The sequence below is a fragment of the Peribacillus sp. NPDC096540 genome (genome assembly GCF_050278525.1).
In the GTDB taxonomy this organism is placed as follows: Bacteria; Bacillota; Bacilli; order Bacillales; family DSM-1321; genus Peribacillus.
The window spans coordinates 25,021-42,721 of sequence record NZ_JBNNTG010000032.1; the positions used below are offsets into that span (position 1 = coordinate 25,021).

Genomic DNA, 17,701 nt, shown 5'->3' on the forward strand with positions numbered 1-17,701 from the left:
GGAGGATGATTATAATCTTTGGTCTCCCTGATATCATTAAATTTCTGTTTTCCTTTTTTTTGATTATGCCAATCGTTACGCTTATACATTTGAGCGGGCATATCTTCTTTGTTTCGATCTTCGGAGGATCAGAAAAGAAAATCTTGATCGGTTGTGGTAATAAACTTTTCACCTTTTGGAACATAGAGGTAAGGAAATATTATTTTTGGAATGGGACTTGCGAGTTTAAGGGATTGAAACATGATAATCGTTTGACGAATATGCTGATTTATTTAGGGGGCTCTATCTTTAATTTAGTCAGTATGCTATTCATATACAGCTTGATTTACCAAAGCGTCTTAGAAAGCTCGGTAATATGGTATCAATTCATTTATTTTTCCTTCTATATTATGTTCTTTTCCTTGTTTCCGATGTATTTTGCAGATGGAACGCCAAGTGATGGGAAAGCTGCAGAACTGGCGTTGAAGAACCAACTTGAAGATAAAGTAACAGACGATATATTCGTTAAGAAAAAGGATGATGAAGATAGCTGCAAATAAAATGGGACGTGCATGATGCTCGTTCTTTTTTTGTGCTTGGATGAAATAGAATAGGGTAACGACGTAGGGGAACTTCTTAAACTTTTTGACACTTTCAAGGGGTAGCCACTGTGATCATGCTTTCAGGTATAAGTTCTAGTGCGGCTAATCTAGGTATTGTTGCAGCAGGTGTTGGTCAAGCCATTGCAAGTTATTAAGCAAACTCCCTTGGAACGGCATTAGCACATGTATAATATACGGATTATTGATCAGGACCTTGCATGTTTATGAAAGGTTAACTACATTCTTGAAGCCGGCATACGCTATAACTGACGTTCCATATGGAATGTCAGTTATTGAGAGTTAAGTTGGAGGAGGAAAACCATAATGAATACATTCGATCCATCTAATATTATCGAGAATGGTTTACCGATAACGATAACTGCAACTATGTTAGAGCGGATTATAAAGATGAAGTCTGGTGAGCAGGATGTTAAAGTCGAGATTACGCCAGAACATATAGTGCTTATCGGAACGACGGAAGTGAAAAAAATGATGTTTAAGAAAAACGTCCCTTTCCGTATTACTTTAAAACCGGTTCAGGTGGAAAAAAGAACGATTTCATTTGAATTAATAGAAATGAAGCCTATTGATAGGAATTTTATTAACCAAAAGATATTTAACAGACCGCCATTTTTCGAATTTGAAAATAGAATAATCAAAATGAATTTTAATGCTTGGAACATTGTGAAGAGAATACCTGTGGGCACTATTAAATCGTATGAGTTGGTCGAAGGTGCATTAAAAATGAAACTTTCTTTATGATAATAGAAGAAAGGTAATCATTGAAGGAAATGTTTACATAGCATTCTTACCTGTATTATTTTAAAGGGGACACCAGGTATGTTAGTGTAAGGATATGGTAAAGGACGTTTCTTCAATAAGAAAAATTGTGTTTGATAAATCAAGCTCTTTAAAATATACTAAATAACTTGAAGTTTTGAGTTTTTCCGGCAGATAAGGGGGAAAATGAATGGACCAGAAAATTTTGCCTGCTTCGGCAAGCATGAAGGATTTCGAAAGATTTCTAGAAAGTTCCTATGAAATAGGTGTGTTTCTTGATTTGCATATATCACAATTGAAAAATGTAAGTATGATGGCAAAGCAGCATAATAAAAAAATGATTTATCATGTCGATTTAATTCATGGTATTAAAAGTGACGAATACGCTACAGAATTTATTTGCCAGGAGTATTGCCCATATGGTCTGATTTCGACAAAATCCAGCGTGATTTTGAAAGCGAAGCAAAAGGGTGTTATTGCCATTCAACGAATTTTTTTAATTGACTCACATGCGTTAGAGAAAAGTTATAAGCTGGTACAGAAAACAAAGCCTGATTATATCGAAGTTTTGCCGGGCGCAATGCCTTGGATGATTAAAGAGGTAAAGGAGCGCTTACAAACTCCTATCTTTGCTGGCGGGCTCATACGTTCTTCAGATGAAGTCTTGAATGCCCTTGAGGCAGGAGCTTCGGCAATCACGACTTCAAAAACTGAATTATGGGAGATGTTTTAATAAAGATAGAGATTGCTGTTTTATAGAGGAAAAAAAATACAGGAAAAATCATTTATTTTTATACAAATTAATTGACAGCGTTTTCACTACCTAGTATATTTACATTACAAGTTAATACATGTGACGGAGATTAGGAGATTCACAACAGACATACTCATTATTATTATGAGGATATTTCTGCTGTGAATCTCCTTTTATTTGTTGGTAAGGCATCATTCTATAAGAGGAGGGGTTATGTATGACTCCATTTTGGGGAGAAGTAGTAGGCACGATGATTTTAATTTTATTTGGTGCAGGTATTGGGGCGGGATCTTCCTTAAAGGGATCTTATGCCAAAGATGCTGGCTGGATTGTCATCACGATTGCGTGGGGACTGGCTGTTACAATGGGTGTCTTTGCAGTGGGTTCCATAAGCGGAGCACATTTAAACCCGGCTGTTACAGTAGCATTAGCTATCAATGGAGATTTTCCTTGGGCTGATGTGCCAGGGTACATCATGGCCCAAATGATAGGGGCAATTATAGGTGCGACTCTTGTATTCCTGCATTATTTGCCTCACTGGAAAGCTACGGAGGATCCAGGTACAAAGCTTGGTGTGTTTTCAACCTCACCGGCTATCCCACATACTTTTTCAAATCTATTAAGTGAAATGATTGGTACATTCATCCTTGTTCTTGGCTTATTGTTTATTGGAGCCGGCGAGTTTACAGAAGGTCTGAACCCATTTGCTGTCGGTTTATTGATTGTTGTTATCGGGATGTCGCTAGGAGGAACAACAGGCTATGCCATAAACCCTGCCCGTGACCTTGGACCTCGTATTGCTCACTTCCTGCTGCCGATACCGGGTAAGGGAAAATCAAATTGGGGCTATGCTTGGATTCCGGTTGTTGGTCCGATTGTCGGTGGAGCACTTGGAGCTGTCTTCTATAAAGCGGTCTTTTTAGGTGAATTGACGACAGCCTTTTGGGCTGTTTTAGGAGCAAGCCTGATAATATTGGTGTTAGCGTATACTTTTGGAAAAAAGCAATCAAGTGAGTTAGATATTAGCAACATGGCTAGTTAAATTAAAAAGGGGGGAAACACAGTATGGAAAAATATATCTTATCATTGGATCAAGGAACAACTAGTTCACGGGCGATTTTGTTTAACGAAAAAGGCGAGATCGTCCACTCGTCCCAAAAGGAATTTACTCAGCATTTCCCTAAGCCGGGCTGGGTAGAGCATAACGCCAATGAGATTTGGGGATCAATTTTAGCGGTAATTGCTGGTGTACTATCGGAATCAGGTGTAAAGCCAGAGCAAATTGCCGGTATTGGAATCACTAATCAGCGTGAAACGACAGTCGTTTGGGATAAAGAAACTGGAACCCCTGTGTATAATGCGATAGTATGGCAGTCCAGACAAACGAGCGAAATTTGCGATGAGTTGAAAGGAAGAGGTCTTAACGATCTGTTCCGAGAAAAAACAGGATTGTTAATAGATGCCTATTTTTCCGGTACAAAAGTGAAGTGGATCCTCGATAATGTGGAAGGAGCTCGACAAAAAGCAGATGAAGGCAAGTTGTTATTTGGAACCATTGATACCTGGCTGATTTGGAAGCTATCAGGAGGCAAAGCCCATGTAACAGACTATTCTAATGCTTCACGGACATTAATGTATAATATTCATGAGCTTAAATGGGATGAGGAGCTGCTAGAGATATTGACTGTTCCAAAATCGATGCTACCAGAGGTTAGACCTTCTTCCGAAGTGTATGCTCATACGATCGAATATCATTTCTTCGGCCAGTCGATTCCAATCGCAGGAGCAGCGGGTGACCAACAGGCGGCATTATTTGGCCAAGCTTGTTTTAATGAAGGAATGGCAAAAAACACGTATGGAACAGGTTGTTTCATGCTTATGAATACAGGAGCCAAGGCTGTCAGTTCCGAACACGGGTTATTGACAACTCTTGCTTGGGGATTGAATGGCAAGGTTGAATATGCATTAGAAGGCAGCATATTTGTAGCAGGATCAGCAATTCAATGGCTGCGCGATGGTTTACGGATGCTTAAAAATGCCGAGGACAGTGAAGCCTATGCAAAACGTGTAGAAAGTACTGATGGAGTTTATGTTGTTCCGGCCTTTGTTGGGCTTGGGACTCCATATTGGGACAGCGATGTACGAGGTGCAGTTTTTGGCTTAACTCGTGGAACATCTAAAGAGCATTTTGTCCGTGCTACCCTTGAATCACTTGCATATCAAACGAAGGATGTACTTGATGCAATGGAGGCAGATTCAGGCATTGAGCTGAAGACATTGAGAGTGGATGGCGGTGCAGTTAAGAACGACTTCCTAATGCAATTCCAAAGCGATCTATTACGTGTCCCTGTTGAAAGACCGACTATAAACGAAACGACAGCACTCGGGGCAGCGTATTTGGCTGGACTAGCTGTTGGCTATTGGAAAGATCAGGAGGAAATTGCCCGGCAATGGGCAATTGATAAAACCTTTAATCCATCCATGGATGAGCAGGATAGTGAAAAATTATATGACGGATGGAAAAAAGCTGTTCAAGCAGCAATGGCTTTTAAATAAACGCTCTGCTAAACACTAAATTGAACAACTAAAGAAGACCACTTATAGTGGTCTTCTCAGACTGTAGACAAACTCGATGAAAATCGAGTTTGCCTACAGTCTTTTTATGGCTTGTACAATTTGAACGTTGATTGGAACGTAGGGCACTCGCTTTCCGCGGGCGGTCCGGGAGCCTCCTCGGCTTGCGCCTGTGGGGTCTCCCCTAGACGCGCTTTTCCCGCAGGAGTCTCGTGCCTTCCGTTCCAGTCAACTTAGTTTCAACTCAATAAATTTCTATTTTTATTAACTATAATCAAGTTTAAACTCACTCTCCTTTTTTTCCTAATAAAACTGATAATCTAATATAAATATACGGGTATGATAAAAGAGTTAATTCGAGAAAGCCTAAACCAAACAATGTCAAAGAATGCTCATCTGCATTAAATCTAGTTTCAACTAATCATAATAAAGGGTCTTTATTTCTCCATCGTGTACATAATATTTCATGAAAATATAGCCTGTAATTTATTGAAATTCACATGTATAGTTAGCTGTAATATATTTTATTAGGGAGTGTTCTACTTGTTTTTAAAACTTACAAAAGACCAACAACAATTAATGATTTCTGACATTCAATATTTTTTTTCACAAGAAAGAGATGAAGAAATAACTGAATTTGCTGCAGAAAGAGTATTAGATTTCATTAAGGAGTCACTTGCTCCTCATTTCTATAACGCTGCTGTCTTAGATGTTAAACATGTAGTTGAACAGCAATTTTCTTCACTCGAAGATGAAATATTAACTCTAGAACGTCCGATAAAAAGATAAAAAATTTTTCAAGAGTGAATTTGATAATAATTCACTCTTTTTGTTGCACATAATGTGTCTTATACGGCATATGATAGGAATCATCTTTCCTTGTTTTTACTTCACCTGGGCCTTTAGTTGAACAGCATATTTAACACAGCATAAATAAAAACAAAGCGAAGTCTTTTTAATATGAGCTAGAGTATGATATACTAAAATCAAGTTAATAAATCGGCCGGAGAACAGGAGAGACCATGAATGCGTTATCGAGAATTCGATAATGTGCATTTATGGTCTCTTTTTTTGTTTTTATTGGCAGATTAGGGTAATTAATATCTATATGGACACTATGAGAACAAATGAACCAATTGAATATAAGGGCCAAACTCACGAGTAAACATGCAGAATTCACGAGTAAACAGCGCGAATTCACGAGTAAACAGTGCGAATTCACGAGTAAACAGTGCGAATTCACGAGTAAACAGTGCGAATTCACGAGTAAAAACAGGCTAATCGACAATGGAAGGCATTACTTAAAGGAGGAGTTAGGCATGAGGTTTTCAAATATATATCGAGAAGAAACAATTGAGCTTCTGAAAAAAGAAAAATATGATGTGTTAGTCATTGGTGGAGGAATTACAGGTGCAGGGATTTCCCTGGATGCAACGACTCGAGGAATGAAAGTGGCATTGGTGGAAATGCAGGACTTTGCGGCAGGCACATCAAGCCGTTCAACAAAGCTTGTCCATGGTGGTTTGCGATATCTTAAGCAATTTGAAATAAAAATAGTTGCTGAGGTTGGAAAAGAGAGAGAGATTGTTTATGAAAATGGGCCACATGTGACTACACCAGAAAGAATGCTGCTCCCGATGCATAAAGGCGGCACATTCGGGAAATTCAGTACATCCATCGGACTCCGGGTCTATGATTTCCTAGCAGGCGTTAAAAAAAGCGAACGAAGGAAAATGCTATCGGTTAGTGAAACACTGAAAATGGAACCCCTTGTAAAGAAAGAAGGACTTAAAGGCGGAGGCCATTATGTTGAATACCGGACAGATGATGCACGTCTGACGATTGAAGTGATGAAGGCGGCTGTTGATAAAGGCGCGACACCGATAAATTATACAAAGGTAGAAAAATTGTTGTATGAAAATGGCAAGGTAATAGGCGTCCAGGTCAATGATTTACTATCAGGCAATCAGTATGAAATATATGCAGACAAAGTTATCAATGCCGCAGGTCCATGGGTTGATTCGATCCGAGAAAAAGACAAATCGAAAAAAGGGAAAACGCTGAAGTTATCAAAGGGTGTTCATGTCGTAATCGACCAATCGAAATTCCCTTTGAAGCAGGCGATTTACTTTGATACTCCCGATGGCCGGATGATCTTTGCTATTCCGCGAGCCGGTAAGGCGTACGTCGGAACCACAGACACCTTCTATGACGGCGATCCTGCAGTCCCTACCGTTACATCAGAAGACCGTGCCTATTTATTAAAGGCGATTGATTATATGTTTCCAGAAGTGAAAGTTACGGATGGAGATATCGAATCAAGCTGGGCTGGAGTGAGACCGTTAATTCTAGAAGAGGGAAAAGACCCTTCTGAAATTTCAAGAAAAGATGAAATATGGGAGTCCGAATCTGGTCTTATCACGATTGCCGGAGGAAAATTAACGGGATATCGCAAAATGGCAAAAACGACAGTCGACCTTGTAGTCGAGAAGCTTTCCCAGCAATCAAATAAATCTTACCCTAATAGCAGTACCAAAAAAATGCCGATTTCTGGAGGGGATGTCGGAGGATCAAGCAATTTCTCTGATTATATCCAGACACATATTCAAATAGGGATTGACTCAGGACTCACTGCTAAGGATTCCAAAGAATTATTGGCAATGTACGGATCAAACGCCGCGGTTTTGTTCAATATTGCCAAAAGTGAAGGAGACGTGGGAACGCGCATCGGCCTCCCACAGAAATTGTTCGTACAGTTGCAATACGCATTAGACCATGAAATGGCCGCAACTCCGGTTGATTTCTTCTTCCGCAGAACCGGTACCCTATTATTTGATATCGATTTAGTCCAAACACATAAAAGTGCAGTGATTAATTATATGGCTGAATTTTTTGGATGGACGGAATCAACAAAAACGGAAAGAACAAACCAATTGGAACAGGAAATACTTGGTGCTATTAGAGTATCTTAACTTATACCTGAAACGATTAAACGCCAGCGGCTATGCTGGCGTTTCCTCTTATTTTCCATGAGTTTATTCGAATTATAGATGTGTGAGTAAAAGATGAGTTGCAATGCAGCTCATCTTTTACGTATTTAATGATAGAATGCTTGTAAATGAACAATCCCACCTTCATAGAAAATTAACTATTTTCACTCTATGTATGTTAGTTTTTCTAACGTAATTAATATTGTTTAAATGATTAAGATGAAATATAATTATTTAAGCAATATATTTTGAATTTTCTAATTATATGAAGGGGGGAGTTTTATTGTCTGATTTTATAACTGCTTTAAATGGAGTTTTATGGAGTACACCAGTCATTTATATTTTATTGGGAGTAGGGTTATTATTTTCGATTTTAACTCGGTTTCTACAAGTACGGCATATTAAAGAAATGATCATTTTGATGTTCCAAGGTAAAAGTTCAGAAGCAGGGGTTTCCTCATTCCAGGCTCTATCAATTGCGCTCTCGGGTCGGGTCGGTACAGGTAATATTGCAGGAGTAGCAACAGCTATCGCTTTTGGTGGTCCAGGTGCTGTTTTTTGGATGTGGGCCATCGCCTTTATTGGAGCATCTAGTGCATTTGTAGAATCTACCTTAGCTCAGATATACAAAGTCAAACAAGATGGTCAATATCGAGGTGGTCCTGCGTATTATATTGAAAAAGGAATAGGTTGGAAGTGGTTTGCTGTTCTTTTTGCATTCGCTGCACTAATAGCTATGGCAGTTCTTATGCCTGGTGTTCAGGCAAATTCAATTGCTGCAGGAGTAGAAAATGCATTTGGCATTCAGCCGGCAATCACCGGAATAATAGTCGTCCTTCTACTAGGATTTATTATATTCGGTGGTGTAAAACGGATAGCTAATGCTGCGCAATTAATTGTTCCATTTATGGCTCTTGGTTATATTCTATTATCAGTTGTAATCATTCTTTTCAATGTTGCTGAATTACCCAATGTTATCTCATTAATATTTAGAAGTGCTTTCGGGATGGATTCTGCTTTTGGCGGGCTTATTGGTATGGCGATAGCCTGGGGAGTAAAACGTGGAGTTTATTCAAACGAGGCAGGTCAAGGTACAGGCCCTCATCCGGCCGCTGCAGCAGAAGTATCACATCCAGCAAAACAGGGTCTTGTCCAAGCGTTTTCTGTTTATATTGATACATTGTTCGTGTGTTCCGCTACAGCATTTATGATTTTATTCACAGGCATGTATAATACACAAGCAGAAAATGGATCATATATTGTCAATAATTTAGGAAAAGTAACACCTGGTCCTGGGTATACACAAGCTGCGATTGATAGTATTATACCAGGCTTTGGAGCTGGGTTTGTTGCTGTTGCTCTTTTCTTCTTCGCCTTTACAACTATCATGGCGTATTACTATATTGCAGAGACAAATATCGCCTATTTAATGCGTAATCGTAATAGTAAATGGGCTATGCTTACATTGAAACTAGTCATACTTGCGGCTAGTTTTTATGGAACTGTTCGAACAGCAGAGTTGGCTTGGGCGTTAGGTGATGCGGGATTAGGGATTATGGTATGGCTTAATGTTATTGCCATTTTAATTCTTGCTAAGCCAGCCTTGATAACTTTAAAAGATTACGAGAAGCAGAAGAAAAAAGGTTTGGATCCCGTTTTCGATCCAAAATCGTTGGGGATTAAAAATGCTGATTTTTGGGAGCATGAATATGTTAGTGACAAGGAAAATGTGTCATGAATATTTATAGAGTTAATTTTATTATGTAAAAAATAAATCATTTTTCATCATAAACCAGTTCAAGTTTAATACGAACTGGTTTTTTTAGTTTCTGTAAATTGGTAACCCGGTAAAGGGAGTGTAATATAAAAAGAAAATAAAATATTTCAGTGGAGAATTAAGGTGGGGGGTATTATGTTAGAAAAGCTAGCTCAAGAAATTGTGATGGATTCGATGATCACATTAGGTGAAATTCTTGTTGGTGGCATCCCGCAAACTGGAAGGACAATTGATAAATTAGGTCTTAGCAAACTATCAAAAGAAGAAATCATAGTCTAGTAAAAAAATTGTAAAACCCTCATTTTTAACAGAACGGCAACCCTTTTAGATAAACAAGCTCAGTAAGAGCGATATTGTTTACTTAGAAGGTTTTTTTTATGTTGATTCGTATTTATCTAAAAAAGATTACTTATTTTCATATATTTTAAGTCATTAAGATGGAATATTATTGAAAAACTAATCATATTAGTTATAATATTAATTACATTAGTTTTTGGGGGAGGAGTTTGATTAAAGATGAAAATGACTAAGGTTGGTACAGTATATCAACTATCTTTTATGCCACGTGTATTTCCGGTGAACTGTTATTTCGTAGAAGAAGAGAATAGCCTTACAATAATAGATGCAGCTTTACCCTACAGCACAAAAAGTATAATGAATGCGGCGCGAATTATTGGGAAACGGATAACAAGAATAATAGTTACTCACGCTCATGATGATCATGTTGGTGCATTAGACGGGCTTAAAGCGTTAATCCCTGATTTACAAGTGAGTATTTCTGTTAGGGATGCATTATTATTGGGTGGCGATTCTACCCTCCTGCAAAATGAAACAAACTCTCCAATCCGCGGAGGAGTCCCTAAAAATATTCAAACTAAACCAGACTTATTACTCAAAGAGGGCGACCGTATTGGATCATTGGAAGTTATTTTTTCGCCTGGACATACCCCTGGTTCGATCTCTCTTCTTGACACCCGGAATCATAGTTTAATTGCTGGGGATGCCTTACAGACTAGAGGTGGAACGGCGGTGTCTGGCATGATTAAACCTTTATTTCCGTTCCCAGCCTTTGCCACATGGGATAAACTCATCGCTCTTGAAAGTGCAAAGAAATTAAGAAGTTATAAACCGAGTTTACTTGCTGTAGGTCATGGGAAGATGCTAGAACACCCTGGGAATTCTATAGACAGAGCAATAGTTGAAGCAGAATTAAAATTTCAACAATGAAAATAGGAGGTGAAAATGAGATGTCACAACGTATAAGGGTAGATTTGTCTATCATTTTACAAAAAGCAACAGAACTAGCTGATGAAAGCGGTCTTGATCATCTTACGTTAGGCAAGTTGGCTGAAAAATTACAAATACGGCCCCCCTCATTATATAACCATTTAGACGGCCTAAATGGATTAAAACAGAAACTAGCAGTAAATGGAGTTAAAAAACTTTATGAATACATGCTTCAAGCAGCAGTGGGACGCTCCGGTGATGATGCAATCAGGGCACTTAGTGAGGCATATGTTGAATTTGCTAGAGTTCATCCAGGGCTTTATGATGCCACCACCCGTTTTCCAAATTCTGAAGACATGGAATTGCAGCAAGCACAGCAATCAGTTGTAGAGCTTGTTGTCCAGGTACTACAAGCCTATAATTTGAAGGAAGAAATGGCGATTCACTTGGTGAGAGGATTAAGGAGTATTTTACATGGATTTACTTCAATTGAAAAAATGGGTGGGTTTGGGATGCCGATTGATATCGATAAGAGTTTTTCTATATTGCTAAATACTTATATTGAGGGAATCCATTCAATAGTTATAAATAAAGATAAATATGATCTGGTGGAAGGTTAAAATGGGCTTTCTGGCTGTCTTGCAAATGGTAAACTTATCCGTTCGATTTTTATTAGAAATTTTTGCACTTGCTGTATACGGTTATTGGGGTTTTAAAGTAGGAAATACCGGCATCATGAAAGGTTTTTTTAAGCATTGTTATCCCAATAGGAATAGCGGTCGTTTGGGGGATATTTGGTTCCCCTAAGGTCAGCATAGAACTATCAGCACAACTTCATTTGATACTGGAAGCATTGATGTTCCTGGTTCCGGTAGGGTTAATTCTGTCCCTTAAAAACTAAAATTAGCTTGGTTCTATGGATTTACCGTGATAGTAAATAGAATTATCATGATGCTTTTGGACCAATAAGGTGTAGTTTAAATCTGATTAGCGGGGCATCAAAATGGAGTGATGGACAAAAAGAAAAAACCCTTGTTACAAGGGCTTTAAAAGATGGAGCATAGCGGAATCGAACCGTTGTTGTGTTATTTATTTCTTAGCTGATTTAAAGGATACTTGAAAGTCATGTTTTCTGCTTTATTAGCTGTAAATCGATGTATAGCTGTATTCGCGAAAGAAAGTCATCAAAATCAATAGAGGTAAGATCAGCTATTTGGTTCATTCTGTATTTTAACGTGTTGGTGTGAATAAATAGCTGTTCAGCTGTTGGTTTGATCCGGCAATTGTTTAGCAAAAATATTTCTAGTGTTTGAAGTAATCTGGTTTGGCTTTCTTGGTCCTTCTTTTGAAGAATCTGTAAATCCATATTGATATAATTCGTTTTACCATGTTGATTGGAGATCATTTCGAGGTAACGGAAAATACCAAGTTTGCTATATTGAAAAGGAAGCTGTTCAGGTTTACCAATGAACTTGGCTGCATTGATCACTTCTAATGCTTCAAGATACGATTTTCTTAATTGAAGAATCGACGAATACTCATTTCCGATTCCTGAGAACACCTTTTGGCCATTGAATTGGGAAAGAACCGTGTTCGTTAAATCAGTAGCGCTATCAGAAAGCAGGTCTTTCCCTTTTCCGTTGCTGCCAATTAAGACGATGATCTTCAATTGGTTTGTGAATACATGGGAAAAATGATTCAATGCATTTGCGAATAGACTGACTGTATCCGTTAATTCATCGAAATGTTCCGCATCGGATTGAGCGATGGTAAAGACATTTACAAGGAAAGTTTCCGGAATGAGAAGACTCATATTGGCCGCTTCCCATTTTATTTGGTTTTCAGTTTGATAGACTTCGTCAATGATCTTTTGGTAAAACTCATTTTTTTCTTCATCTTTTTTCATGTTTATCTGTTTTTTCTGATAGAGGAGCTTGCCGATATGATGGGAAACCTCATGTAAAAATTCCAAATCGGAATCAGGCATCACTTCCGTCTCTTGGACCCAAATGAATCCGAAGACCTGCCCTTTGTGGACAGCGCTTACAACAACTCTTTGATTTAAACCGATTTCCTCGATTTGTTTCACTCTAAATGGATGCTCTACCGTTTTAAGCTGTTCGACAATGCCCTCATCCATGAATTTCTCCAAGATTGGAATCGGCCAATGCTTTGTGAAGATGGTTTGCTGATTGGCTTGGTCGAAGTGTTCGATATAATATGAACTATATGCCAGCAATAAAAATTGGTCATTTTCAATGACGACTGGTTTTTTTAAATAAGTGCTGACCATATCTGTAATATCGTTAATGTTTGTGAGAGTTAGAATTTTTTCTAATGACATATATGGCCCCCTGTTTTTGAAATGAATGACAGCTTTATTTAATAATACTTTTAAACGAATGAAGTGTATAGAGGCAAGCGCAAAGAAGGACCGGTATATGAAAAAACTTTCATATACCGGTCCTTCTAGGGTATCTTTTATTCTTTTAATATTCTCTCGAATTCTTCGAATTTCTCTTCGACTTCTTTAGATGGCTTGGCTGTAAGCAGGCTGACCACGATGATGGCAATCAAGCTTGCGCCAAACCCAGGGATCATTTCATAAAGCATTTTGGATAATCCGGCCATCGACCAGAAAATAACAGTCCCAGCACCAACGATCATCCCTGCTAAAGCACCCCATTTTGTCATTCGCTTCCAGAAGAGGCTGAGCAAGATCAATGGACCGAATGAAGAACCGAATCCTGCCCATGCATAGCCGACGAGTCCAAGAATCGTATCATTTTTCTCCCACGAGAGAGTAAGGGCGATAATGGATATGACCAGAACGGATAACCTGCCTAAAAAGACAAGCTCTTTATCAGAGGCAGACCGACGGAAGAAAGTTTTATATATATCCTCTGTTAAGGAACTGGCTGTTACCAGTAGCTGAGAAGCAATTGTGCTCATGACGGCTGCCAGTATTGCAGAAATTAAGAAACCAGTAATAAGGGGATGGAATAGTATTTCGCCTAAAACCATGAAAACGGTTTCAGGGTCATCTAACTTCAGGTTGTTTTGAGAAAAATAGGTGATTCCGATAAACCCAGTCAGCATGGCACCGATACTGGAGAAAATCATCCAGCCCATACCGATATTACGGGCTTTTTTGATTTCTTTAATAGAACTAATCGCCATAAAGCGGACAATGATATGCGGCTGTCCGAAATAACCTAGTCCCCATGCAAATAATGAGACGATTCCTAAAAAGCTCGTACCAGTGAAAATATTCAATAAGTCGGGATTGATTGAACGTGCTGTGTCTATGGAAGGGCCGAAACCACCAACATGGAAAAGGGTAACGATTGGTACAAGGATCAGGGCAACTACCATGATGATTCCTTGTACAAAGTCAGTCCAGCTTACTGCCAGGAATCCGCCAAATAAAGTATAGGCTACAACAACACCTGTTAAGATCCATAAACCTGTATGATAATCAAGGCCAAATGTACTCCGGAATAAGACTCCACCGGATACCATTCCAGATGAAACATAAAAGGTAAAGAATATCAGAATGACCAAAGCTGAAATAAACCTTAGAATCCGTGAGCCCTCACCAAAACGATTTTCCAAGAATGCCGGGATCGTAATGGAGTTATTAGCGACTTCCGTATAGGTTCTTAATCGTGGGGCAACATACAGCCAGTTTGCATAGGCACCTAGTGTCAGGCCGAATACAATCCACATGGAACTGAGTCCTGTTGCGAACATGGCACCAGGCAGTCCCATTAGAAGCCAACCGCTCATATCTGCAGCACCGGCACTTAAAGCAGTGACAGCTGCACCAAGACCTCGGTCGCCTAACATGTAATCATTTAAATTAGAAGTCCTTTTATAGGCGAAATATCCGATAAGAAGCATACCCGCCATATAAATGCTAATGGAAATTATTAATGCATAATCTATCATATGAAGACTCCCTTCAGGATGAATTATATAATTTTTTGTTATAAAAGAGGAAGTAACCTATTTGTCACTTCCTCCATTTAACCTCGTTTTGATTGCGTATCTAGGAATAGAAGATACTTAACTAAAGAGGGTATTCATTTCTACTTCATTTTGCTTTTAATGGAACATGATCAGAACGTTTCGGATGTTGTTTTGGCTTGCATATGAAGCTGCAAGTAGTCCGGTCCGCCTGCTTTAGAATCGGTTCCTGACATGTTAAACCCGCCGAATGGTTGGTAGCCTACGATTGCACCTGTACAGCCACGGTTAAAATACAAGTTCCCTACATGGAATTCTTCGCGTGCTTTTTCCATGTTAGAGCGATTTGTCGTAATAACAGCACCAGTCAAACCGTATTCTGTGTTATTGGCAATTTTGAGAGCCTCGTCAAAGTTTTTCGCTTTGGAAAAAGCAACGACTGGGCCGAAGATTTCTTCTTGCATTAAACGGGCTTGTGGATTGACATCAGCGACGATTGTCGGCTGAACGAAGTAACCTTTTGAGCTATCTCCTTCTCCGCCAGTTAGAATGCGTCCTTCTTCTTTACCGATTTCAATATAGCTCATGATTTTATCAAAGGCCGCCTGATCGATAACTGGTCCCATGAAATGATTTTCCACAGGGTTACCGACTGTTAGTTGTTTTGTTAATTCAACAGCGCGATCTAAAACTTGATCGTATACGTCTTCAACGATTACAGCACGGGAGCAAGCAGAACACTTTTGTCCCGAGAAGCCAAATGCAGATTTCACGATCGATTGAGCAGCCAATTCCAAATCAGCCTCTTTGTCGACGACGATCGTATCTTTTCCGCCCATTTCAGCAATGACACGCTTCAGCCAAACTTGGCCTTCGTTCACTTCTGAAGCACGTTTGTATATGCGTAGACCTACATCACGTGAACCGGTGAAGGAAATGAAACGTGTTTTTGGATGATCAACCAGGTAGTCGCCCACTTCGGCTCCGTTTCCTGGAACGAAATTCAACACACCTGCTGGAAGGCCAGCTTCATGCATCACTTCAACGAATTTCGCAGCTACAATTGGAGTAGTCGAAGCTGGTTTCAATAGGATTGTGTTACCAGTAACGATAGCGGCAACAGCTGTACCTGCCATAATGGCAAATGGGAAGTTCCAAGGAGAAATGATGATGCCTACTCCTAATGGAATGTAATCATAGCGGTTAAATTCTCCCGGACGGCTTTGGACAGGTACACCATCTTTAAGCGTTAACATTTGGCGGGCATAGAATTCAAGGAAATCTATTGCTTCTGCTGTATCCGCGTCGGCCTCATTCCAAGGCTTTCCTGCTTCTTTTGTTAATAATGCCGAGAATTCATGCTTGCGTCTGCGAATGATGGCAGCTGCTTTGAATAAAACGTCAGCACGGATTTCTGGCTTTACTTTTTTCCAGCTTTCGAAAGCAGTTGCCGCTTCCTGCATGGCTTTTTCAGCAAGATCTCTGTTCGCTTTCGATACCCGGCCGATGACCTCTTGCTTATCTGCAGGGTTATATGAAACGATTTTCTCATCAGTCGTCACTTTCTTTGCCCCGATATAAAGAGGGTAGTCTTGCCCTAAGTAGCCTTCAACAGTTTGAAGTGCTTCCTGATATGCTTTTTTGTTTTCCTCGTTTGTAAAATCAACAAATGGTTCGTGTTTATATGAAATCATTAGTAATCACACCTTTTTATAGATTTTTTGTAGCAATTAAGAATGTTGAATTATATTTAGCTTCTGACCATCCCTTTGAAGGCAAAAGCAATATTGGATGGCCTTTCCGCAAGCCTTCTCATGAAGTATCCATACCAATCCAGACCATATGGTACATAGACGCGCATTTTGTAACCTTGCTTGACCAATTCGTACTGGGTTTTGTTTCTCATGCCATAAAGCATTTGAAATTCGAATTGTGTATTTGGGATGCCATGCTTCTTAGCCAGCTCTTTTGTGTATTCGATGATTTTGTCATCATGTGAGGCAATGGCCGTATAATTACCGTTAAGAAGACTTTGCTTAATCAACTTTTTATAGTTTTCATCTACATCATCCTTTTCGGGAAAAGCCACCTCGGCAGATTCCTTGTAGGCACCCTTTACGAGTCGCAGGAATGGCTTATATTGGGCAAGGTCCTCCAAATCTTTCTCTGTGCGGAATAAATATGCTTGCAGAACAGTACTTATGCAGCTGTATTTTTCTTTGAACTGTCTAAAGATATCGATTGTTGCCTGACAGCGAACTTCATCTTCCATATCAATGGTTACCATGACATTGTTTTTTTCTGCTGTGTCAAGAATTCTTGTCATGTTCTCAATGACCAGATTATGATCGATATCGAGTCCCAAAGAAGTCATCTTCAGAGAAACTTGTGAATCAAGTTTTTCCCTGCTGATCATTTCGATGGTTTCAATGCATTCTGCAGTCCTTTCCCGGGTTACTTCCTCAGAATCTACGAATTCCCCAAGATGGTCGACTGTAACTGACAACCCACTATTATTAAGTTGCTTAATGAATTTAATGGAACTTTGGAAATCAGTTCCCCCAATGATCTTTCCAGCAGCAAAACTTCCTCCGCTTTTCTTAGCAATATTATTAAGCAGATTATTTTTAGATAAAAATAAGAAAAAGTCCCTTGTAATGGCTTCCATATAAAGCGCACCCCCTAAGAAGATGTATTCATAAATTAAGATTACGGTTTTTCGACAATTTTCACAATGTTCTCAAAAAACAATAATTCTGGCTTTTGTTTGTCGGTTTTGGACAAATGAAAAGGTTTACATTTCATCATGTTTTATTGGAAAAGAAGGGGGAGGTTTATATTTCATCTTATAAAGAAAAGCTAGAAGAAAGGTGTTTAGGAGAAAATAGCCTTGTGAAAAATGAAGTCATTGTGAATGCGTTCAAAAGTGGTAACTCGACCATAATAATCCAATACGATATAATGAACCTGACTCAAGAAGAATGGTGTCTGTTACATGATCGGAAGTTAATGGCGAAGGCCGTAAAAATAAGTGGCATCGGTAAGGCGG

At 39.1% G+C, this 17,701-nt stretch carries 16 protein-coding genes and 1 pseudogene; 13 read left to right on the forward strand and 4 right to left on the reverse strand.

The window, feature by feature from the left end:
• The first annotated feature begins 5 nt into the window (after positions 1–5).
• The 13 genes and pseudogenes from ACQKMR_RS22270 to ACQKMR_RS22330 form a co-directional block, all read left to right on the forward strand.
• Positions 6–539, forward strand: a complete 534-nt coding sequence (locus ACQKMR_RS22270; protein WP_427699269.1) for a hypothetical protein — start codon at positions 6–8, stop codon at positions 537–539.
• Positions 540–905: 366 nt separating this feature from the next.
• The gene (locus ACQKMR_RS22275; RefSeq protein WP_427699270.1) at positions 906–1,343 is read left to right on the forward strand and encodes a hypothetical protein; all 438 of its coding nucleotides are present in this window, start codon (positions 906–908) and stop codon (positions 1,341–1,343) included.
• A gap of 208 nt (positions 1,344–1,551) precedes the next feature.
• On the forward strand, positions 1,552–2,094 hold the full coding sequence (locus tag ACQKMR_RS22280) for a glycerol-3-phosphate responsive antiterminator (RefSeq protein WP_427699271.1): 543 nt from the start codon (positions 1,552–1,554) through the stop codon (positions 2,092–2,094).
• Positions 2,095–2,332: 238 nt separating this feature from the next.
• The gene (locus ACQKMR_RS22285) at positions 2,333–3,157 is read left to right on the forward strand and encodes an MIP/aquaporin family protein (protein WP_427699272.1); all 825 of its coding nucleotides are present in this window, start codon (positions 2,333–2,335) and stop codon (positions 3,155–3,157) included.
• Positions 3,158–3,180: 23 nt separating this feature from the next.
• Positions 3,181–4,671 (forward strand): glycerol kinase GlpK, encoded by a 1,491-nt coding sequence (gene glpK / locus ACQKMR_RS22290; RefSeq protein WP_427699273.1) that lies wholly within the window; start codon positions 3,181–3,183, stop codon positions 4,669–4,671.
• Between the two features lie 561 nt (positions 4,672–5,232).
• Positions 5,233–5,478, forward strand: a complete 246-nt coding sequence (locus ACQKMR_RS22295; protein WP_427699274.1) for a DUF2164 domain-containing protein — start codon at positions 5,233–5,235, stop codon at positions 5,476–5,478.
• Between the two features lie 530 nt (positions 5,479–6,008).
• Positions 6,009–7,661, forward strand: coding sequence for a glycerol-3-phosphate dehydrogenase/oxidase (locus tag ACQKMR_RS22300; RefSeq protein ID WP_427699275.1), 1,653 nt, complete (start codon positions 6,009–6,011; stop codon positions 7,659–7,661).
• A 301-nt stretch (positions 7,662–7,962) separates the two neighbouring features.
• On the forward strand, positions 7,963–9,417 hold the full coding sequence (locus tag ACQKMR_RS22305; protein ID WP_427699276.1) for an alanine/glycine:cation symporter family protein: 1,455 nt from the start codon (positions 7,963–7,965) through the stop codon (positions 9,415–9,417).
• 174 nt (positions 9,418–9,591) lie between these two features.
• Positions 9,592–9,735 (forward strand): hypothetical protein, encoded by a 144-nt coding sequence (locus tag ACQKMR_RS22310; protein WP_427699277.1) that lies wholly within the window; start codon positions 9,592–9,594, stop codon positions 9,733–9,735.
• A gap of 237 nt (positions 9,736–9,972) precedes the next feature.
• Positions 9,973–10,683: an MBL fold metallo-hydrolase gene (locus ACQKMR_RS22315; protein WP_427699278.1), complete on the forward strand. Its 711-nt coding sequence runs from the start codon at positions 9,973–9,975 to the stop codon at positions 10,681–10,683.
• Between the two features lie 20 nt (positions 10,684–10,703).
• Positions 10,704–11,303 (forward strand): WHG domain-containing protein, encoded by a 600-nt coding sequence (locus ACQKMR_RS22320; RefSeq protein WP_427699279.1) that lies wholly within the window; start codon positions 10,704–10,706, stop codon positions 11,301–11,303.
• A 25-nt stretch (positions 11,304–11,328) separates the two neighbouring features.
• The gene (locus ACQKMR_RS22325; protein ID WP_427699298.1) at positions 11,329–11,490 is read left to right on the forward strand and encodes a YrdB family protein; all 162 of its coding nucleotides are present in this window, start codon (positions 11,329–11,331) and stop codon (positions 11,488–11,490) included.
• Positions 11,435–11,584, forward strand: a pseudogene (locus ACQKMR_RS22330) (DUF2568 domain-containing protein); the annotation flags it as partial. The gene ACQKMR_RS22325 and the pseudogene ACQKMR_RS22330, both read left to right, overlap by 56 nt.
• Before the next feature lie 222 nt (positions 11,585–11,806).
• On the opposite strand, the gene ACQKMR_RS22335 reads toward ACQKMR_RS22330, so the two are convergent.
• From ACQKMR_RS22335 to ACQKMR_RS22350, 4 genes are all read right to left on the reverse strand, one after another.
• Complete coding sequence (locus tag ACQKMR_RS22335; RefSeq protein WP_427699280.1) at positions 11,807–13,027, reverse strand: PucR family transcriptional regulator; 1,221 nt, start codon at positions 13,025–13,027, stop codon at positions 11,807–11,809.
• Positions 13,028–13,164: 137 nt separating this feature from the next.
• Positions 13,165–14,634 carry a sodium/proline symporter PutP gene (putP, locus tag ACQKMR_RS22340; RefSeq protein ID WP_427699281.1) on the reverse strand — a complete coding sequence of 490 codons (1,470 nt, stop codon included), beginning with the start codon at positions 14,632–14,634 and terminating at the stop codon, positions 13,165–13,167.
• Between the two features lie 170 nt (positions 14,635–14,804).
• A complete protein-coding gene (pruA, locus tag ACQKMR_RS22345) occupies positions 14,805–16,346 on the reverse strand; it encodes an L-glutamate gamma-semialdehyde dehydrogenase (RefSeq protein WP_427699282.1) in 1,542 nt (513 codons plus the stop codon).
• Positions 16,347–16,402: 56 nt separating this feature from the next.
• Positions 16,403–17,320, reverse strand: coding sequence for a proline dehydrogenase family protein (locus tag ACQKMR_RS22350; RefSeq protein WP_427699283.1), 918 nt, complete (start codon positions 17,318–17,320; stop codon positions 16,403–16,405).
• Positions 17,321–17,701: the final 381 nt, after the last annotated feature.